This is a genomic window from Brevundimonas sp. BH3 (assembly GCF_045345115.1).
Lineage (GTDB): Bacteria > Pseudomonadota > Alphaproteobacteria > Caulobacterales > Caulobacteraceae > Brevundimonas.
In genome coordinates this window covers 1,426,529-1,444,220 of the sequence record NZ_CP150796.1, presented here as the reverse complement: position 1 = coordinate 1,444,220, position 17,692 = coordinate 1,426,529, and the positions used below count along the sequence as shown (strand labels likewise).

Genomic DNA, 17,692 nt, shown 5'->3' with positions numbered 1-17,692 from the left:
TAAATACTATTGAATTTAATATTTTAAGGACATTCATGGACTTCCAACAACTTCAAGTGTCGGAGCAAATGCTTCTGGCTCAACGCGCAAATCTGCAAGACCAACTCGCAGAGAACGAAAAGCAACTGAATATGAACCGTGCAGCAATGCAGGGCTTCAAACTCGCAGAGAAGGTCATGGCCGACAAAGCCGAAGGTAAGGACAAAGAATAAGCATGAGCATCACCACTGGGGTGCTGGCTCAACAGATTGCTGATCTGATCGAACGCATTACTGGCCGTGATGCTCAACTCGCTGCTTGGGCCGGAGGGACTGCCACTGGTGGTCCCAACGGTGATGGCAAATATCCGCTGTCTGACGCCACTGGTGCTGGCACCCTCCTACCCTCTCCTGCCGCGCTTGCGGCATCCGTTCTTGGTCCGGCAGATCAAGCAAAGACCTCTGAAACAAATGCGCTGGCTGCGGCTATTGCGGCCAAACTGTCAGAGGATAAATCCGCAGATCACCAATCGTTTTCAGAAGCCGCTCGCGGTGCTGCGATTGATGCGCGGGATATGGCTCTGATCCATCGCAACCATGCCGGAACGCACGAAGCCAATGCTCGCTACTGGGCCGAACTGGCGCAAGGCCATGGGTCCAACTCAACGGCTGATCGTGAGATTGTCGAACTGCTGGCTGCACAGGTTCAGGCCGATGCAATCGATGCAGAACAGTATGCGTCGGATGCAGCCGCTTCCGCAGCCTTGGCCGCTACGTTCAACCCATCTCTCTATGATCTGAAATCGGACACGCTGGCGGCCTCGCGCCTCACGGGTCTTATTGATGTGGCGCGGATTCCAATCCTGCCAAGCCAGAAACAGTTCGCCTCAAGTGGTGGCCTCACCGCCCTCACCACGGCACAACAGAACGAGATTGGCCAAGGCTCTATCGTCACCACGACCGATGGTAACCGTTGGGTTTATTCCGGCTCCGGCTCAAAGACTGTGGCAGCAAGCTATGTCCAGTTGGCAGACGTTACTCCTGAATGGTCCAGCGTCACCGACAAGCCTTCGTTCTTCCCGTCGAACATTGCCAATGTCTCCGGTCTGCAATCCGCGTTGGATGGCAAGGCTTCAATGGCTGACATCCAGTGGACTAACTCGAACGTCGCTACAAAGGCCAATCTGACAGGTGGTAACGTCTTCAAAGACACCCAGAAGATCGAGGCCACCTCGTCTCAGTGGGGCTTGTGGATTGAGTCCGCTGGTAACGTTCCAGCGTCGGGGGACTACACCGCTGGCGTTGAACTTATGGTCAGCAGCTTCCAACCGCGCATCATGTTCCATGACCGTTCGACTAACGCCAAGCACATGATCCAGCATTACAACTCGGGTGCGATGCGTTGGATGTATGACACCGCTGGCGATGGGCTGCACAACGACGAACTGATGAAGCTGCAAGGTAACGGAACGCTGGTTTTGAAGTCGGGCAACGTGCTGACCACTGGAACTGGCGTCCAGATCGCAAACACCAACCTTGGCGCGACATCAAACGTGCCGTTGATTGCTGGAACTCGTAACGCGGCATGGTGGGCTGGTCTGGCGACTGGCTACAACGTCATGACCAACCTAACAACGGCCAATGGTTCACCAATCAACGGTCATGGCTACTTCATGAAGATGGCGAGGCGCGATGCTGACAACGGCTGGTGCGGTCTGTGGCAAAGCTACACTGGACCAGAAATGTATTTTGGCGGCTCAAATACTTCCGCCGATATGCCGAATTGGTATCGCCTTTGGAATTCAGGGAACTTCAACCCTGACAGCAAACTCGATAGCGCAGTCAATGGTTGGAGAAACGATACTGGCGGGCACCCACGTTTCTGGTTCGGAACGTCAGGTGCCAACATGGGGACGACGTATTATCGTGGTTCTGGTCACGAATGGCGCAGTTCGTCAGACACCCAAATTCTGCTGCTCGAAAATAATGGTGTCCTGCACACGCGGGCAGATGCTCACTTCAACGGCACGAACTACCATAATTCTGCAAACCACTTCAACGCAGACACATATATAAACGGCTGGCACCGCGTGAATGGCAACGGTGGCATATACTGGCAAGCCCATGCTGGCGGCTGGTTCATGCAGGACACCACTTGGCTGCGTTCGTATAACAACAAAGGCATCCTAACGACTGGCACAGTCCAGATGGGTGCGTTCACCGTCACGTCAGATCGCCGGATCAAGACAGACTTTGCCCCTATCAAGAACACCGGATCGATCATCGATCAGACGGCAGTCTATGAGTTCACCAAGGCGGGCAAACGTCAGCTTGGTGTGATCGCCCAAGAGGCGCAGGAGATCGTGCCTGTCTTGGTCAGCGAAGGTGGCGAACTGCACACCGATGGCACCCCGCTGCTGACCGTGGATATGACGGGATACATCCCGATCATGCTTCAAGAAATGAAGAGCATGAGAAACAGACTGGCAGAGTTGGAGGGTCGATAATGCCGATACCAACATCAGGCAGTTTTACGTCCGAACAGGTTAGGTCAGAGTTCGCTCTGGCCTATCCCATGACCTCCGCTCAAGTCGCTGCAAAGATTGGTGTCGCGGGCGTTTGGACGAGCGATCAGCTACGCGGCAAATCCGGCGTCACAGTAAGCGTCTATGGCTTCATGGATACGGTGTCCGTGGGCGGTATGAACAGGCGCGATCAAGGGACGTTCACTGTCACGGTCACTGGTGGCACACCCACTGCCTATAGCTGGTGGGTCGATGATCCCTACGGTCAGGTCTGGGCCTCGTCATCAACGGCATCGGTAAATGTCACAGGTCCGGCCTATCGCGTCGATGCTTACACCCATTCGGCGGATATCACGGTCAACTGCACCGTCACCGTGAACGGTCAAAACTACACAGCCTCTCAAGCATCCAGCTACACGTTCGGTGACTTGAATTAATATTTCAAAACAATCTTTTAAAGTTCACTTTCCAAAGGACACATGGACGATAACAACAACATTTTTCTAAAGCTTGGTGAGATCATCGGGCGACTGGATTCACTGGTGGCGCTGACAACAGCGAAACACAGCGAATACGACAAGAAGCACGATGAAGCCGATCAGCGTCTGAAAAAGCTAGAACATGGCAAAGCATGGCTCCTTGGCGCTGCTGCTGCTGTCGGTGCGGGCGCATCCTTCATCGTGGGGCTGTTCAAATGAGCAGAGCATCAGAATCCGAACTCGACAAGCTGCATGGCCTTCTGGCCACAGGCATCAGTGCTGAACTTGCACGGGCTATCGAACGTGCCGAGGCTAATCCCGACGATCCAGATAAGGCTATTTCCGCAGCACTCCTCAACCAAGTCACAAACTTTTTGAAGCTGACAGGCGTCACCGCTCCGGCTTCATCGAAGCGCGTGAAGGATGTTGAAGACCAACTCGCTGAACTTGGCGTGGATGTCGATAACGTCGTGGCCATGCGGTCCAACAGACCGAAATAAAACCCTTTGATACTGCCGCCTAGCGGCCAACTTATATTTGGAAAAACCTACATTTGAGGGGGTGCTGAAATCTGATTTCAGCATCTTCGCTCGCTACGTCTGGAAGCACGTTGTGCTGCTTCCAGAACCGACGCCAGTCCAGCTTGATATCGCTGACTATCTGGCCAACGGCGGCAGCCGTATCTTCATCCAAGGCTTCCGTGGTCTCGGTAAATCCTTCCTGACATCGGCCTTTGCGGTCTGGTGTCTTTGGCGTGATCCAAACTGGAAGGTGATGATCGTCTCGGCTGGTGAAGCTGCTGCGATCAAGAACGCCACTCTTATCCGGCAGATCATCCACCATGAAGCTGGTGAAGGTCTGTGGGATCATCTGAAACCACAAGGCGACCAACGCTCATCGACACTGGCTTTTGATGTGGGTCCAGCCAAGGCCGACCGTCAGCCGTCGGTTAGCTGCATCGGTATCACTGGTCAGCTTCCGAACAACAGAGCGGATTTGATCATTGCCGACGATATCGAGGTTCAGAACAACTCTGCCACCGAAGATATGCGCGACAAACTGCGTAGTCGCATCGGTGAGTTCTCGAAGATTTTGAAACCCGATCCGCACTGCCGGATCATCTATTTGGGAACGCCTCAGTCGGCAGAGTCGATCTACAACGGGATGGTTGCCCGTGGTTATCGTGTCCGTATCTGGCCAGCCCGCTATCCGCTCGCCAGCAAGATAGCGAACTATGGTGATCTTCTGGCTCCAATGATCGCCAAGAGGATCGAAGCCGATCCTTCGCTCTGCACCCCTACCCTGTCGGTGCATGGTGGCCAGTCAACAGACCCTGATCGTTTCTCTGACGAGAAGCTTCTAGAAGCCGAGATGGACGGCACAGCAGCAGAGTTCATGCTGCAAATGATGTTGGATACGGCGCTCTCCGATGCCGTGAAGTATCCGCTGAAAACCTCTGACCTGATCGTCACTAATATCGATCTGGATCAGGCTCCGGTCACGATGGCCTATGGCAGTGGCGACGAGCGTCAAATCAAAGACCCGAACCTTCCCAACTTTGGTTTCATCGGTGACCGTTTCCACTCACCGTTCAATGTCAGTCAGGAGTGGACCGCATATACCGGAGCGGTGATGCATATCGACCCAAGCGGCACGGGTCAGGATGAGACGGCCTATGTCGTCACGCGCTTCCTCAACGGTAAGATTTACGTCAGCGCATGGGGCGGTCTTACGGACGGTGCTTCCATTGAAACGTGTGAGAAACTGGTCGAGATCGCCAAGGCCCAGAAGGTCAATACCATCGTCGCAGAAGACACTTTTGGCGACGGTATGTTCCGCGCACTGCTCCAACCGATCTTGAACCGACAGCAGTCATCAGCATGGCGCTGTGGTCTCAGCGGCGTGAAGTATCACGTCTTGAAGGAGAAGCGTATTATCAACGCTCTCGAACCGTCCATGAAGCAACATCGTCTGGTCTTTGATCGTGAGGTTCTGGTCGAGGACTTGAAGTCGGAGCGTGTGCGTAGTGGCGTCTATCAAATGACCCACATCTCGGCGGTGCGTGGATCGTTGAAGCATGACGATAGGATCGACGTTCTGGCCATGGGCGTAGCCCACTGGCAGCAGTTCATGAGCGTCGATGAAGAGAAGGCTTTGCAGCAACATCGCGAGAAGCTGGACCGTGAATTCGAGGACCGCTTCTTCAATCAGAAACGGACCCTAAAGAATAACGTCTGTGAAATCAGGCGTGGCTTGGGGCGTCGAGTCGCGCGATAGAACTTTCAGAACATCTGCGCCGGAGGACCATCAATCTTCGAGCATTCACCTGAAAACGTATTACCTCTCCCTTCACTATGAAAGTAGAAGGTTTGCTCAACAGTTCCTTCGTAACGACTGAAACGAATCTTCGACTCCGTAGTGCCCGCTATCCATTCCGCTTGAATGATCAACCCGTTGATCAATGCATCAACTGGATATTCAATCTCGATATCACCGATTAACCCATACACGCGCGCCAAATCGATATTGATTTTAAAGAACTTAGATTCTTGCGTGGATGGTCTGGAATCAGTGTGCTCTGTCACGCCCGAACATCGAAGATAGACAACATCTTCAGTTGATTGAGCAGGAGCGGGCTCCTGAGCGAAGCATGAAGCTATCGAAGCTGCGCATAGGGCAGTGATGAACCTATTCATATCAATATCTCTTAGAAGACACGGACGGGCGGCCCATCGACGATTTCACAAACCCCAGAAAAACGATAACTTTCTTGACCAGTTTCAGTCTCAGTGATGGTCACGGTGCGACGATAACGATTGAGCATGATGTTCATCGATTTGGTGGCTTCGGGGGTTCGACTCACAGTCCGCGACATGATGAGACCGTCAGAAAAATTAGTAATTCCATTCCAAACCAATTCCCGCTGATTTTGGAAAGTAGAAACAACCTCTTCGCGATAGTCGATCTTGAGGTGTTCAACTTGGCTGAAGGGTGAGCCACCATCTACGACATAATGCTCACCGACACATTCAAGATAAACCACTTCATTTGCGGAGGAGGATACATGCGCATCGCTCTCAGCAGCACAAGCTGCGAGCGCGATCATAACTATGCAAGTGAGGATTCTAATTTTCATGATCGAAGGCCCACCGTCCACTATCTATGCATCCACTTGGTGCATTAGCGGTGAACAATCCGTCAATCATACCAGCGGAGGTCATAAACATGACGCCAGAGCGTTACTCTGAAATCCGGCTTGCCGCCCTTGCCAAGATTGCATTGCGCGATGCAGAGATGATGGCGGTGACCATAGAAGAACTTTGCTCACAGGGGGATGGGGATACTCGGCAGATTGATGATGCCACCAACCATGACCATGACCATGAGCCGAACAGTTAAGAGGACACTCTTGATAACGTCTGGATCAATGTTGATTTCGATTTTGATTGAACCGTTCACGGGGGAACCCTTTGTTTCGCTAATGCCTAATCGTGGGGTTAGCAGGGGGCTGGGTTCAAATTCTTTATTTTTAGATTCAGCTAATTTTTCGATTGCCTCGCGCAAACGCCCATCGCGTAAGGGAAAATTGAAAAACTACGCCACGGATTTGACGCAAATAAAAAAGCCTCCGGTGAAGGAGGCTTGGGGATTATCGGTTGAGTTTAAGACCTTTAGTGTTGAACCTATAACTAAGTTCACCTTGAGCGACGACAACCTGCGAAGAGTTTTCAATCTGCTCAACCCAATCACCATCGAATGTTATGAAGCCAACATTGCTAAATTTAATCGCGTCATTACAAAGTAATTTGTAGATAGGACCGTTATCGAACTTTATTTCGATTTCACTTCCAATCCGACAGCCAAAATTTCCCCAATGAATACTTCCATTCTTGGTGCCATCAAATTCTTTTACAGCGTATAAGACAATATCATTGTTGTCACGCGACTGATTAAGAGCGACCACTCTAGAACGGTTGCGTAAATGATCTTCTTGAATGGTGTGCGTCCAATCAGAGGTAATCTTCTCACAGGCAGTCAGTGAGAGTGCCGCCGCCGCGACCAATAATGCACGTTTCATAGAACCCCCCAGATGATGGCCAGACCATAGCCCAAATCATTTTGGTGCGGGAAGCGGAATGGCCGCGTTAGGCTTGTGGCAAACAGCGTTCGCAATGCCAACAATAGCTAGAGGAGGTCGATCAGCTTCGTGATTGCACTTCCAACTATCAGCCATATGAGGCCGCTCAGTAGGCTTAACCTTTTATACCAAGGCATGAGTTCAACACGATTGAAATAGGTATCAAGGTGAGAAGCCGCACTCACCGAAGATTTTTCAATAAATTCCGCATAGAGGTTTCTGTCAAAGTCCTCCTGCATATCAGATGGAAGTATATTCTTAGTAACTTCAAAAATTTGTCTTTGAGATTTTTGCGCTATGTCTTGAAGATATTTTACTTTCCTAAACGGAAAACGATTAGCTTCAAATACATACTCGGTTCTAAACTCTACTAACCACGGCCTGATAGCTTCATCAGCTTTTGTAGCGACGGTCATAACCATGCGATCACCATCGAAATAACCAACCGCACGGGTTTCTTCAAAAGCTTGAATAATTGCTAGACCCACCGACTTAGTGGCGTCACTAACGATCTGTGCCATACGATGCTTGTAGTAACGATGTTTAGCCATCTCTTCCCCCATGATGGCGAGACCATAACCCAAATCATTTTGGTGCGAAAATCTGAATGGCCTATATTACGTCACCCCGTGGGGGTCTCCCCCCTCGGAGGGGGTGGGTATGGTCCGGCAGATGGTGCCCCTCAATCCTCTGGCTCGACCCTGATCGCCATGGCCTCTCAAACTGATGATGGCGGCGACGATCAAAGCCCGTGAAACATTGGAATCCGTGACCATCTCACCGACGATCTAGTCAAGCGTCTGAATTCATTGGTGCCGGTTTCCATAGGCTATGGAATCCTGCCGTGGATCGTCTCTTATATAGGGGTCCGGCCTGACTGTCTGGCGTTACGCTTTTTCTAAACTGTAACAGTATGTGTTGCATTAGGCGCTTGACTGGGATCGTTTGCCTAGATCGTGCCTAGGAAATGTAAAGCGACCTTGACATAGGTTTTTAGACCTGCGGCTTTTTTATCAATAATAATACAATAATATCAATAACTTATAAGAATTATCGGTATCAAATCAAATAATTCGTTGACAGGATTCCATATTCAAAGATGATTGGTTGCATCAAATCAACCTTTGAACGGGATCAACCAAATGTCTTACGAACAAGCTTGCGAATATATCACCGACCGGATCGGTGCCCGCCACGAAATCGAGATGCATAACGCCGATTGGTCCCTGTTCCTCGAAGAAGTTGGCGACAAGGCCGAATATGTCGGTTCTGAAGTTCTGGATTGGCTGGGTTACTAATCATGATCCAGTTTCAAGAAATCGTGGCCGGTGATCGCCTTTGGAATGGTGCCGTAGTCACGGCTGATCTTGCCAAGGCTTACAACGCAATATCCGCAAACATCGCGTTGTTTGAAAGCGAAGGCCGCACGGTGCCGGAACATCTTTTGAATGGCCGTCACAACCTCCTTTCCTCTGCTGTTTGACTATAACTTTAAATTATAGGTCTTTGATTATGAAACGCGACACTCATCAAACCGTCACGAATGCTATCATCAAAATGCTGGAAACCGGCACACAGCCATGGGCGGCTCAATGGAAAAATGGCAAAGGCGGCAAGGCCGTGATGCCGACGAATTGCATCACCGGAAAGCCATATCGCGGCATCAACGTGGTGTTGCTATGGGGCGAGGCTCAAGCCAAGGGTTACGAGAATTCTAGCTGGATGACTTTCCAGCAAGCCGTGACCGCTAAGGCCAAACTTCGCAAAGGCGAGAAAGGCACCTCAATTGTCTTTTGGTCCAAGCTGACTTTGAAGGATGAGGAAACCGGCGAAGAAGAAGATCGCATGTATTGCAAAGAATATACGGTTTTTAACGTCGATCAATTCGAGACCTTGCCCGAAAAATTCGAGACCGGAACCGTCTTTGAAAGCGACGAAGAGCGCATCGAATACGCCGATCAGTTCCTGAATGCCGTAGGTGCTGATATCCGCCATGGCGGGAATTCGGCCTTCTTCGCCCCAAGCCGTGACATTGTGGTGATGAAGCTTACGCCTTTGAGGAACTCGTGGCGGAACTAGGCGCGGCCTTCGTCATGGCTGGACTCGGCATCAGCGCTGAGCCTCGCGAGGATCACGCCTCATACATCGCAAGCTGGATCAAGGTTTTGAAAAACGACAAACGCGCCATCTTCACAGCGGCATCTAAGGCGCAAGCCGCCTTCGATCTTCTCTTTGAGTTGTCGGCAAGGGGCATGGCTAAGCCCGTCCAAGGTGACCTGTTCGAGGTGGCGGCATGATCCGGCAACAACTTGCGAACAAGATCGCGGCACAACGTCTGGCGAAGGCTAGAGCCGCCGAAATCCTCGCCACGGCGCATGGGTCCGGCCAATGGGCGGAAGAGTATCAAAGAGAGGCGCAAGCGTGGCGGGAGGCGTCAGACAGAGCCAAGGCCGGTGACCTTACGCCCTGCAAAATCTGAAACTATGAACCCCGCCATCGAGCGGGGTTTTTCTTTGTTGGGATTGGCCAGACCTTCGAGCGGTCAGAACGAAAATGAGCGGTCCGGCCAACCTTAACAACGCATGGCGACACAACAGGAGAGAAAGCCGCCACAATCCTATTTAGCAAAGTTAGGTGTGTGCTATTTTTGATACATAGATGCGCCAATGTTATAAATATCGTAACATCCGCGTATCTATATGAAGGATGTTTGGATAAATGGGTTTCAAGAACGAAAACAGGAGCTATTCAAATGGAAGACATCAACGAACTATCAGAAGCTGAACAGATCGAACTCGTATCGAACCAGCCGCGCAGACCTAGCGACGGCTACCATATTGGCAGCTACTATTTTGGCGAAATCAAAAACCCCTCGGAAGCCGTGCAGATTGCGGCGGTGACCGAGCGCGTGGTGGCGTTGAATTTCATAGACCGACCATCTGAAAAAGTTCAGCTTGCCGCCGTTAATGCTGACCCTCGGGCATTTAAACTCATAAGGTATCCCACTAAAAAAGTTCAGTTTATTGCGGTCAAAGCAAATCCTTTCGACATTTCGCTAATCAATCGACCATCACTTAGACTGTTGCGATTAGCTGCAATGCTGAATGGGGCAGCCGTGATGTATCGACGCCGCTACGTCCCGCCAATTATTACTGCCATCTTATGCAGCGCCATTGGCTCAAAACAAACGATTGGCAAGATGGCCCCTGCGTTACACTGGTATGACCTATGAGTGATCCAGTCAGGTCAGCGAAGATCAAGGCCGCACTTGCTGAGGCAAAGGCCAAGATCGCCGCCGATGGGTATTACGTCACAAAGACCGGCAAGAAGATTACTTCACTGAAATCCGGTCGGGTGACAGCCGAGGCCAGCGCGGCTGGTCGCGCTTCTCAAAGTAAGAGGGCGGACGCCTTGATCATGCAGATTGCGGGTCTGGTCGCCAAGCTTCGCAACGATGGGCAAAGCCTCCAAGCCACAGCCGATGCTCTAAATGAAGCGGGTCACCGGACAACCCGTGGTGGATTGTGGTCTCCTATCGCGGTGAGCCGGATTGAAAAACGAGCCAAGGCGATGAAGATCGCTCAAGATTGGTTCGAGATTTAAGGCCGTAGAGGCGCATTGATTGCCGAAAATGATCGTGGCGTCGCCTCTGCCCTACGATGCCCCTCAGCGGCCATCTGAGGGTCAAATAGAGGCATCCTGAGCGGTATTATTCCGGACCCTTAAACATCCGGTATTGCTTGTAGTGTTTCCACTGCCTCTGACAGAACTTTTCAAAGTCCTCACCGGTCTGAGCCGTGTATTCCATAGCGTCTTGAAGGAATGCCGCTGGAAGGGGATCGCGACGGTCCTCCCCTTCCATTCCGAGCCGTCTCATGAGGTATATTTCATCCATGAGACGTTGAAAGCCTATCTCCTCGATGGCCTTCCATTCTTCGTCATTGAAGCCGGTCAACGGCTGAGTTCATAGGCAAGCCAGAGGCTCAAGCCGGTGGGGATGAAGAGCAAGTCTGCGGGGATGGTCTGGTCAACTGTCAGAACCATGAGGCAACCAAAGATGAAGGTGCCTCGCATCCAGCGGTCTAGGTCAAGCTTACGCAGCATGAGATTGAGCCTCCTGCTGGATGGTCTCGGCTTCCTGCGCAGCGAGGCGCTTCGCCTCCTCCTGCTGGTCGAGCCAATCAAAGTAAGCCAAAGCCTCGTAAGAGTTGTCGATGGTTTCGCGTGGATAACAAGCCATAATAGGTCTCCTGATAGTTGTTTCTGATGAGGGGCGTTGTGGTCCTCAAAAGTATTTATCAAGAAAGCCCAAAAAAGCGGGATTAAGGGGTAATAACCGGACATTCAGCGGCATAACTATGCCCTTAACCGGTGATAGATGATCTTAAATACATCTATATGAATACCGACGACACCATCAGATTGATTATTGCGAGACCGGATTACTTCGCGGAACTGGATAACCCATCCGAGACGATCCAGCTTGCAGCCGTCCAGATTGAACCGCACAACCTCGCCTATATCTCAGACCCAAGCTTCGAGGTGAGCATGACCGCCATCCTCTGCAATGCATGGGCGATCCAGCATATCAAAGACCCTGCGCCGGACCTCCAGCTTGCAGCCGTAGAGATGGACCCTCGAACCATCGGCTGTATAGCGGACCCTTGCCTTGAAGCACAATTCACAGCCGTCGAGATGAATGGCTATGTCGTGGATTACTTAGATGATCCGCCAGTAGCTGTGGCGGCACGGGCTGCCCGTTGGTTCGCCCTGCCCGCCCATTGCTGTTTTCCGCTCCTCGGCTTGCCGCCTCGCGTCAAACATCTTGCGGAGCAATACCGCTTTGCGAGCGGCTGGTATGCGTTCTGACCAATAATGCTGCCTGTTCGCTTCGCTCATTTGAGATGGCTTTGGTCTTGCTTTCGCATGGAAATAGGGCTTCGCCCAAAATTCCGCGCTAAGCCGGAAACCTTATAATACTATAAAGATTCCCGCTTAGCGCGGAAAATGGAAAACACATATAAATCAACGGTTTAAGCAAGATTTGGCCTGTTTTGGCCCGATTATCCCGTTTTCCCCGAAATCACACATAACACACCACCGGCGAAGCCGTGCGAGCGAGCCGCAAAGCGAGCGCACGACATGATTCCGGCTTGGACCGGTCATCCAGTGCAAGTTTTTCAGATGAATAATGACAGATTTTATCATCTCGGACTAAATAGATTTTGAGACGGGCATACAGGGAAGTAGCTATCCTCGTAGGTTTCATAGCATGGTCGGCCACGCCCGTCTCAATTAACTAGACCAAATGCTAAACACTAGATCATGTCACATACTGTTTTTGAGGACTATTTTGTCCCCATCCTAACCCCTCACCTAAGTAATGGTGAAATCAAACGCTTGCTCGGCAACCTCGGAAAGCCATCCAGCTTTCTTGACACCTTCATCAAGCCGCAAGTTTACTGTGAAGACCAAGGCCACTACCTCCACATCTCCTCGAAATTCGATGAGACAGGCCGCGACCACATCGGCGCGAAAGGCATGTTGGACAATCCGGAAGACTGGCCTGTCCAAACCTACTTCACCAACGCCCTGCGCATCGACACGAACACCATCCCTGCCCGCCCGATGGAGCGCACGGATATCGGCCCGTTCTACATCTTCACGTTCGAGCATGACGAGAACGACATCAGCTTCTTCAAAGACCAGCTAAACTGGGCGAAGCACACTCGTCAGCCACGCGACAGCATGATGGGTCAGTTCGACACTCATCTCGCCTCACAGTTCAAAGACTATGCGGGATGCTGCATGGTGTGGAGCGGTAACAAGTCCTTCCACTGCCATTTTGCGTTCTCAACTGACGAACTCAAAGCGATGCCAATCACCTCGCTTCGCGATGGCTTCCGAGCCACTTGGCACACGCTGCAAGGCCAGTTCAAAACGCACTTTGCCATTCCAGCCCACATCAAAGCTGACGCCAGCCTCCAACGTCCGGAACAGTTGCGCCGTCTGCCGAACGGCATCCGCGCCGGTGGCCCCAAAATCTTTGGCGTGACCGACGCTCAGGTCGTGACGCCACAGGTCGTCGTCTTTGAGAACATCCGTGTCCGCAACACCGGTAACCAGAGCGTCTTCTCACCCTCCGACTTCATCCAGTCTCCAACCGTCGTTGCAAAACGAGCGGCCACATCATCGCGCAAGCCGGTCACTCTCATGAACAACAATGATGAGATGGAATACTGCGCAGCGAAGATGAGATCGATCTTCACCTCGTTTCCCAAATTCGAGGGATTCAAAGAAGAAGGTGGCAAGCTGACAGCCCGCTTTCTCAATGGCCCTGACGACCAGAATCCGGCCTCGATCATGGATGAGGATCACCGCACGATCTTGATCCGTGGCAAGACCGACGACAACTATCCTAAAGCCCGCCCTCTCCCCCTGACCCTTGGCGAGATGGTCCAAAACTGGATCGTCGAGTTCAACGCCTCGAAGCTGAAACCAATGGGCGAAAAGCGCAGCCATCTGGAACAGACCTTCGCGGATACAGCCAAGGATCGCCAGTCTGCCGTCCAAGCCATCAGCGATGTCATGACCGATCTGGTGCTGGATGGCGCGAGACTCAACCTCCTGTCTGCCGCCGAAGGTATCAGCAAGAGCCGCAGCCTCTTCGTGAACATGCGACGCTACTTCGCAGTCAAAGATATGCGCACCGCGATGGTGGCCTTCTCGACCTACGAGTTGGCCAAAGAGAAATGCAAAGAGTTCAACACGATCCAGACCGAGAATAAGACAGCCCTGACAGGCATCGTCCTTTTCTCACACGCTCGCATCTACGCGATTGCTTGCGAGAAGCTGAAAATCAAGCCCTTCACGGTGGCGGATTCGGTGAGTTTCGGTGACCCATCTCTCGACCACACTATCAAGACGCGACAGCCCGCAGTGTCCGAGATGATCGAAAAGTATTTCAACGGGATCATCCTTCAACGCACCAACAAGACGGTCTTCTTCACGGTTCATGATGTGGCGCACGGCTGGCACCGTAAGCCCTCCACCCGACGCATGATCTCCGCCTGTCAGTCGTTTGAAGACATCAAGAAAGATACGGCAATCGACCTCCTCATCCACGATGAAGTGTCGGTGGACAACCTCGTAACCCTCGCGCCGATGGAATATCGCGAGTGGATCACACGTCTGTCGTTCACTAAGCACGAAGGCAAGAGGCTGTGGACCTCATCGACCAGCCCGAACGACAAGTTCAAAGCCTTCAAGAAGTATAGCGAGACGGACCCTGTTCCGGCTGGCCTCACCTTCGAGACCGCTTGTGAACTGTTCGAGGCGAAGGTTTACGAGACGGTCACCCTCGCCAACTCGAACGAGTATGCGATGGACCTCAAAGAAGACAGTCCATTCAACGTCGCTGGCCAACAGTGGACCATCCACATCAAGCCATGGCCTGTCTATCAGCGGACACTTGTCCTGACGACCGAAGCCCTGCCCGCCACGCTTTCAAAGAAGATCGCGTATGTGAACGAAGAGGACCGTATCAAGTGGATGGTCACCGAACTGGACACACCACACATCGCGCGGTCTCCGGTCGAGGTCCGACCATCGACGCGAGTGACATCAAAGACGGGCGGTCTGCGCATTGCCGAGTTCACTGCCGCAAACCCTAGCTTCAAGCCGATTGGTAACAAGCTGAAAGGCGTCGTGGGAAGTAACACCCACCATACTGCGAAAGGGTCCAACGCCTACTTGGGCCTAGACATCGTCCAGCTTCTGACATGCCTCCCACCAACGGCACTGGCCCGCTTGGAAGCCATCAATGCTTGGCTTGGGATCGGCACTGCCGTTCGCCTCTACCACATTGATCAATTCAATCAGACGTGCGGTCGCAATTTGGGCTTCCGCGCACCGGTCACCGGTCCTGCGCCAAAGAACATCGTGCTGGCCAACCGTTCAGTTTGGAACGCCATGGCCACCATCATTTATTACAGCCGCTATGCAGTGGCCATTCAGGAGGTCGCAGCATGACCCATACATACGAAGCCCACATGGCCCGAGTCGTGAACAGAACATACGATGTGACCAGATACCGTCACCGCATGATCAGGATGGCAAAAGGCAAGCGCCGTTTCTGGCATATGCGCGAAGGTCAGAAGCTGGCTGAAATCCTAAATGACCCCGCAACCATAGAATACTGCATCGCCCCATCAGAAGAACTGCAACTAGCTGCAATAGCATTGAATCCATATGTTCTTGACCTTGCGGAAGACCAGATCGAAACTGCACAGATAAAATCTGTAAAAACGTCTGACCAATTCACTATCTTAACTGTTCAATCACCCGTGTCGCCTCGCGTCCATGCGGCGCACGTCCGAACATACGGGATACCAAACCCGCAATTACACAAACTTATGAGCGACAACCCTCTAGATTTACCATCGATAGCTGCAATCTACGGGCACGGCACAAAGGAGTATCTACCGATGACGGACTGGTATCGATTATGACCATCCAAGGGGGCTTCGGCCCCCTTTTTTATTTCGTGATCAATAGCTTAACAAATATCAGTTACCCACTGTAATGCTCTTGCTTAGTATGGGCACGCCGAATTTGAAATTTTAGAACATAAAATGAACTTTAATTACTTACTCAAGCGTCTCCAAGCCCTGCTCCAATAAGAAACGGGCACACAAACGCTTCGACTGTTAACGGGTGGGGGATTGTTCAGCGGGCCGAGATCGACTAGACAATATAGTTGCGACAAAAGCCACCTAACGCATTACGCGCTGGCGGCCAGAGTCGCTTTCATCAATGAACCTGAGCTTAGCCCTTTATCCACTGAAGATATGCACTATCAACACGCGCAAATGGTCATGGATACGGGGTATGGTCAAGAACTTTCAACAAAATGTAGAAAGTTCATGACCGAGCGAAGGGTGCCAATTACAGGGAGATACCTCTTGGCGAAAATTCCCCCGCGACTCTATGCAGTCGTCAAACTCGCTCTGATCAAAGGCTATTTCCAGCATTGGATAGCCGCCCGACTTGGGGTCAATCAGGGACGCATCAGTGAGTTCAAGAACAGCCCGCTGTTCGACCTCACTACGCCCGCCACGTCGCTACCAGACGGCTGGGAGACAAACTGATGTTTAAATTCTCCCATAGCTTCTCGTTTGAGTTCAACGCAATGGCGCTAATGACCGCCATCTTGATGATCTTCAAACCCTGATGGAGTCAGTTCGCCCTACTCCATCATAAAGATGGGTGGGGCGAACCCTTTCGAAGAAACAAATCTATATTCCCACATGATTTCAATATCATGCTGGAAAAATGTCGCCACGACCTGACCCTCTGTAATGCTCTTGCTTAGTATGGGCACCAAAAAATTCGATCCCGTCGATTTCGAAGGCTTCCTGAAACTGTTGCCTGAGGAAAAGGACGGCCTGCGCCTGCGTCACGCTTTAGAGATCCGAAACCCCACCTTTGCCTGCGAAGAATTCTATGACCTCACCCGCAAATACGGCGCGGCCATAGTCTATGCCGTCGATGACGAAGAACCCACCTGGCCGCAAATCGACGAACGCACCGCCGACTTCACCTATGCCCGCCTGATGTCCAGCCGCGAGGACGAACCCACCGGCATGACCAATACCGAGCTAAACACCATCGCCGCCAAAACCCGCGAATGGGCCAAGGACGGCGACGTCTTCGCCTATTTCATCTCTGGCGCAAAAGTCCGCAATCCGGCAGCCGCCATGGCCCTGATTGAAAAGGTAAAATAGGCGGGATTGCCAAGCCTCACCCTGATTCACTTTCAATCGCCCCCGACAGAGTTGAGCTAGATTGCTTAGGCAAGGTTAGTATGGGGCTGCTCTATAGTAAGCGGTATCCCACGCCGGGTTCGGTCACGATAAGTCGCGGCTGTGCGGGATCATCCTCGAGTTTCTGACGCAGTTGTCCGACAACAACGCGTAGATATTGGGTATCTTCGGCGTGAGCCTTCCCCCAGATCGCCGTCAGCAAGGCCTTATGACCAACAACCTTGCCGACATTGCGGGCCAGATAGGCCAGAACATCATATTCTTTGGGCGTTACACGTATAGGCATGTCCTTGCGTGTAATACGGCGGTGATCCAGATCGATAAGGATGTTACCCAGCCTCAGAGGGCCTGTGACCTCTGGTCGTGGCGAAGTCTGACGTAGATTGGCACGAAGTCTCGCCAGTAGCTCGCCGACCCCGAAAGGCTTTTCGACATAATCATTTGCGCCCAGATCAAGGGCCGCTATCTTTTCGGCCTCCTTGTCGCGAGCCGACAGGATGATGATTGGACCGGCATAGAATTCACGCGCCCGCGAGAGCACATCCTTGCCGTCCATGTCCGGCAATCCGAGGTCCAGAACCACCGCATCTGGGCTCCACAGAGCAATAGCCCGCAAGCCTTCCTGCCCGTTGTCTGCGCGGCGCGGTTCATAGCCCACGGCATCCAGTGCCGGTGACAGGAAGCGGTGGATTTGCGGCTCGTCGTCAATGACCAGAATTTGGGGGCGCACGGCAGACATAGGCTTAAC

General features: G+C 52.1%; 24 protein-coding genes and 1 pseudogene. 18 read left to right on the top strand and 7 right to left on the bottom strand.

Annotated features, from left to right (window positions below; genetic code table 11):
- The first annotated feature begins 35 nt into the window (after positions 1-35).
- The 6 genes from WEU32_RS06875 to terL all read left to right on the top strand — a co-directional run bounded on the left by WEU32_RS06875 (position 36) and on the right by terL (position 5,259).
- A complete protein-coding gene (locus tag WEU32_RS06875; protein ID WP_406853353.1) occupies positions 36-212 on the top strand; it encodes a hypothetical protein in 177 nt (58 codons plus the stop codon).
- 2 nt (positions 213-214) lie between these two features.
- Complete coding sequence (locus WEU32_RS06870) at positions 215-2,485, top strand: tail fiber domain-containing protein (RefSeq protein WP_406853352.1); 2,271 nt, start codon at positions 215-217, stop codon at positions 2,483-2,485.
- A complete protein-coding gene (locus tag WEU32_RS06865; protein WP_406853351.1) occupies positions 2,485-2,940 on the top strand; it encodes a hypothetical protein in 456 nt (151 codons plus the stop codon). The genes WEU32_RS06870 and WEU32_RS06865 overlap by 1 nt, the downstream gene beginning before the upstream one ends.
- Before the next feature lie 42 nt (positions 2,941-2,982).
- Positions 2,983-3,201 carry a hypothetical protein gene (locus tag WEU32_RS06860; RefSeq protein WP_406853350.1) on the top strand — a complete coding sequence of 73 codons (219 nt, stop codon included), beginning with the start codon at positions 2,983-2,985 and terminating at the stop codon, positions 3,199-3,201.
- Positions 3,198-3,482 carry a hypothetical protein gene (locus WEU32_RS06855; RefSeq protein WP_406853349.1) on the top strand — a complete coding sequence of 95 codons (285 nt, stop codon included), beginning with the start codon at positions 3,198-3,200 and terminating at the stop codon, positions 3,480-3,482. The genes WEU32_RS06860 and WEU32_RS06855 overlap by 4 nt, the downstream gene beginning before the upstream one ends.
- 112 nt (positions 3,483-3,594) lie before the next feature.
- On the top strand, positions 3,595-5,259 hold the full coding sequence (terL, locus tag WEU32_RS06850) for a phage terminase large subunit (protein WP_406853348.1): 1,665 nt from the start codon (positions 3,595-3,597) through the stop codon (positions 5,257-5,259).
- A 5-nt stretch (positions 5,260-5,264) separates the two neighbouring features.
- Here the strand turns inward: terL and WEU32_RS06845 are convergent, their stop codons facing one another.
- On the bottom strand, positions 5,265-5,678 hold the full coding sequence (locus WEU32_RS06845; RefSeq protein WP_406853347.1) for a hypothetical protein: 414 nt from the start codon (positions 5,676-5,678) through the stop codon (positions 5,265-5,267).
- 11 nt (positions 5,679-5,689) lie between these two features.
- Positions 5,690-6,088 (bottom strand): hypothetical protein, encoded by a 399-nt coding sequence (locus WEU32_RS06840; RefSeq protein ID WP_406853346.1) that lies wholly within the window; start codon positions 6,086-6,088, stop codon positions 5,690-5,692.
- A gap of 119 nt (positions 6,089-6,207) precedes the next feature.
- On the opposite strand from WEU32_RS06840, the gene WEU32_RS06835 reads away from it, so the two are divergent.
- Positions 6,208-6,381 carry a hypothetical protein gene (locus WEU32_RS06835; protein ID WP_406853345.1) on the top strand — a complete coding sequence of 58 codons (174 nt, stop codon included), beginning with the start codon at positions 6,208-6,210 and terminating at the stop codon, positions 6,379-6,381.
- A 250-nt stretch (positions 6,382-6,631) separates the two neighbouring features.
- Here the strand turns inward: WEU32_RS06835 and WEU32_RS06830 are convergent, their stop codons facing one another.
- Together WEU32_RS06830 and WEU32_RS06825 are read right to left on the bottom strand one after the other, a co-directional pair.
- Positions 6,632-7,060 (bottom strand): hypothetical protein, encoded by a 429-nt coding sequence (locus WEU32_RS06830; protein WP_406853344.1) that lies wholly within the window; start codon positions 7,058-7,060, stop codon positions 6,632-6,634.
- A gap of 107 nt (positions 7,061-7,167) precedes the next feature.
- Positions 7,168-7,671 (bottom strand): hypothetical protein, encoded by a 504-nt coding sequence (locus WEU32_RS06825; RefSeq protein WP_406853343.1) that lies wholly within the window; start codon positions 7,669-7,671, stop codon positions 7,168-7,170.
- 591 nt (positions 7,672-8,262) lie between these two features.
- Here WEU32_RS06825 and WEU32_RS06820 point away from each other — a divergent pair.
- The 6 genes from WEU32_RS06820 (at position 8,263) to WEU32_RS06795 (ending at position 10,723) form a co-directional block, all read left to right on the top strand.
- The gene (locus WEU32_RS06820) at positions 8,263-8,418 is read left to right on the top strand and encodes a hypothetical protein (protein WP_406853342.1); all 156 of its coding nucleotides are present in this window, start codon (positions 8,263-8,265) and stop codon (positions 8,416-8,418) included.
- 2 nt (positions 8,419-8,420) lie between these two features.
- Positions 8,421-8,603 carry a hypothetical protein gene (locus WEU32_RS06815; RefSeq protein WP_406853341.1) on the top strand — a complete coding sequence of 61 codons (183 nt, stop codon included), beginning with the start codon at positions 8,421-8,423 and terminating at the stop codon, positions 8,601-8,603.
- A 29-nt stretch (positions 8,604-8,632) separates the two neighbouring features.
- Positions 8,633-9,199, top strand: a complete 567-nt coding sequence (locus WEU32_RS06810; protein ID WP_406853340.1) for an ArdC-like ssDNA-binding domain-containing protein — start codon at positions 8,633-8,635, stop codon at positions 9,197-9,199.
- Positions 9,187-9,417, top strand: a complete 231-nt coding sequence (locus WEU32_RS06805; RefSeq protein WP_406853339.1) for a zincin-like metallopeptidase domain-containing protein — start codon at positions 9,187-9,189, stop codon at positions 9,415-9,417. Before WEU32_RS06810 ends, WEU32_RS06805 begins: the two co-directional genes overlap by 13 nt.
- A 455-nt stretch (positions 9,418-9,872) precedes the next feature.
- Positions 9,873-10,352 carry a hypothetical protein gene (locus WEU32_RS06800; protein WP_406853338.1) on the top strand — a complete coding sequence of 160 codons (480 nt, stop codon included), beginning with the start codon at positions 9,873-9,875 and terminating at the stop codon, positions 10,350-10,352.
- The gene (locus tag WEU32_RS06795) at positions 10,349-10,723 is read left to right on the top strand and encodes a hypothetical protein (RefSeq protein ID WP_406853337.1); all 375 of its coding nucleotides are present in this window, start codon (positions 10,349-10,351) and stop codon (positions 10,721-10,723) included. The genes WEU32_RS06800 and WEU32_RS06795 overlap by 4 nt, the downstream gene beginning before the upstream one ends.
- Before the next feature lie 348 nt (positions 10,724-11,071).
- Here the strand turns inward: WEU32_RS06795 and WEU32_RS06790 are convergent, their stop codons facing one another.
- Both WEU32_RS06790 and WEU32_RS06785 read right to left on the bottom strand, forming a co-directional pair.
- Entirely contained in the window at positions 11,072-11,224 is a 153-nt protein-coding gene (locus WEU32_RS06790) for a hypothetical protein (protein WP_406853336.1), read from the bottom strand.
- Positions 11,214-11,360, bottom strand: coding sequence for a hypothetical protein (locus WEU32_RS06785; RefSeq protein WP_406853335.1), 147 nt, complete (start codon positions 11,358-11,360; stop codon positions 11,214-11,216). The genes WEU32_RS06790 and WEU32_RS06785 overlap by 11 nt, the downstream gene beginning before the upstream one ends.
- Before the next feature lie 158 nt (positions 11,361-11,518).
- On the opposite strand from WEU32_RS06785, the gene WEU32_RS06780 reads away from it, so the two are divergent.
- From WEU32_RS06780 to WEU32_RS06760, 5 genes and pseudogenes are all read left to right on the top strand, one after another.
- The gene (locus tag WEU32_RS06780; RefSeq protein WP_406853334.1) at positions 11,519-11,989 is read left to right on the top strand and encodes a hypothetical protein; all 471 of its coding nucleotides are present in this window, start codon (positions 11,519-11,521) and stop codon (positions 11,987-11,989) included.
- Between the two features lie 456 nt (positions 11,990-12,445).
- Complete coding sequence (locus WEU32_RS06775; RefSeq protein WP_406853333.1) at positions 12,446-15,151, top strand: hypothetical protein; 2,706 nt, start codon at positions 12,446-12,448, stop codon at positions 15,149-15,151.
- A complete protein-coding gene (locus WEU32_RS06770; RefSeq protein WP_406853331.1) occupies positions 15,148-15,630 on the top strand; it encodes a hypothetical protein in 483 nt (160 codons plus the stop codon). Before WEU32_RS06775 ends, WEU32_RS06770 begins: the two co-directional genes overlap by 4 nt.
- Positions 15,631-16,083: 453 nt before the next feature.
- Entirely contained in the window at positions 16,084-16,269 is a 186-nt protein-coding gene (locus WEU32_RS06765; protein ID WP_406853330.1) for a hypothetical protein, read from the top strand.
- A gap of 225 nt (positions 16,270-16,494) precedes the next feature.
- Positions 16,495-16,905: pseudogene (locus WEU32_RS06760) on the top strand (DUF72 domain-containing protein); the annotation flags it as partial.
- A gap of 91 nt (positions 16,906-16,996) precedes the next feature.
- Here the strand turns inward: WEU32_RS06760 and WEU32_RS06755 are convergent.
- The gene (locus WEU32_RS06755) at positions 16,997-17,683 is read right to left on the bottom strand and encodes a response regulator (RefSeq protein WP_406853329.1); all 687 of its coding nucleotides are present in this window, start codon (positions 17,681-17,683) and stop codon (positions 16,997-16,999) included.
- Positions 17,684-17,692 lie beyond the last annotated feature (9 nt).

Bases quoted from the DNA above. Each gene is read 5' to 3' on its own strand.
- WEU32_RS06875 (WP_406853353.1), top strand. From the start codon at position 36: ATGGACTTCCAACAACTTCAAGTGTCGGAGCAAATGCTTCTGGCTCAA.
- WEU32_RS06870 (WP_406853352.1), top strand. From the start codon at position 215: ATGAGCATCACCACTGGGGTGCTGGCTCAACAGATTGCTGATCTGATC.
- WEU32_RS06865 (WP_406853351.1), top strand. From the start codon at position 2,485: ATGCCGATACCAACATCAGGCAGTTTTACGTCCGAACAGGTTAGGTCA.
- WEU32_RS06860 (WP_406853350.1), top strand. From the start codon at position 2,983: ATGGACGATAACAACAACATTTTTCTAAAGCTTGGTGAGATCATCGGG.
- WEU32_RS06855 (WP_406853349.1), top strand. From the start codon at position 3,198: ATGAGCAGAGCATCAGAATCCGAACTCGACAAGCTGCATGGCCTTCTG.
- WEU32_RS06845 (WP_406853347.1), bottom strand. From the start codon at position 5,678: ATGAATAGGTTCATCACTGCCCTATGCGCAGCTTCGATAGCTTCATGC.
- WEU32_RS06840 (WP_406853346.1), bottom strand. From the start codon at position 6,088: ATGATCGCGCTCGCAGCTTGTGCTGCTGAGAGCGATGCGCATGTATCC.
- WEU32_RS06835 (WP_406853345.1), top strand. From the start codon at position 6,208: ATGACGCCAGAGCGTTACTCTGAAATCCGGCTTGCCGCCCTTGCCAAG.
- WEU32_RS06830 (WP_406853344.1), bottom strand. From the start codon at position 7,060: ATGAAACGTGCATTATTGGTCGCGGCGGCGGCACTCTCACTGACTGCC.
- WEU32_RS06825 (WP_406853343.1), bottom strand. From the start codon at position 7,671: ATGGCTAAACATCGTTACTACAAGCATCGTATGGCACAGATCGTTAGT.
- WEU32_RS06820 (WP_406853342.1), top strand. From the start codon at position 8,263: ATGTCTTACGAACAAGCTTGCGAATATATCACCGACCGGATCGGTGCC.
- WEU32_RS06815 (WP_406853341.1), top strand. From the start codon at position 8,421: ATGATCCAGTTTCAAGAAATCGTGGCCGGTGATCGCCTTTGGAATGGT.
- WEU32_RS06810 (WP_406853340.1), top strand. From the start codon at position 8,633: ATGAAACGCGACACTCATCAAACCGTCACGAATGCTATCATCAAAATG.
- WEU32_RS06800 (WP_406853338.1), top strand. From the start codon at position 9,873: ATGGAAGACATCAACGAACTATCAGAAGCTGAACAGATCGAACTCGTA.
- WEU32_RS06795 (WP_406853337.1), top strand. From the start codon at position 10,349: ATGAGTGATCCAGTCAGGTCAGCGAAGATCAAGGCCGCACTTGCTGAG.
- WEU32_RS06790 (WP_406853336.1), bottom strand. From the start codon at position 11,224: ATGCTGCGTAAGCTTGACCTAGACCGCTGGATGCGAGGCACCTTCATC.
- WEU32_RS06785 (WP_406853335.1), bottom strand. From the start codon at position 11,360: ATGGCTTGTTATCCACGCGAAACCATCGACAACTCTTACGAGGCTTTG.
- WEU32_RS06780 (WP_406853334.1), top strand. From the start codon at position 11,519: ATGAATACCGACGACACCATCAGATTGATTATTGCGAGACCGGATTAC.
- WEU32_RS06775 (WP_406853333.1), top strand. From the start codon at position 12,446: ATGTCACATACTGTTTTTGAGGACTATTTTGTCCCCATCCTAACCCCT.
- WEU32_RS06770 (WP_406853331.1), top strand. From the start codon at position 15,148: ATGACCCATACATACGAAGCCCACATGGCCCGAGTCGTGAACAGAACA.
- WEU32_RS06755 (WP_406853329.1), bottom strand. From the start codon at position 17,683: ATGTCTGCCGTGCGCCCCCAAATTCTGGTCATTGACGACGAGCCGCAA.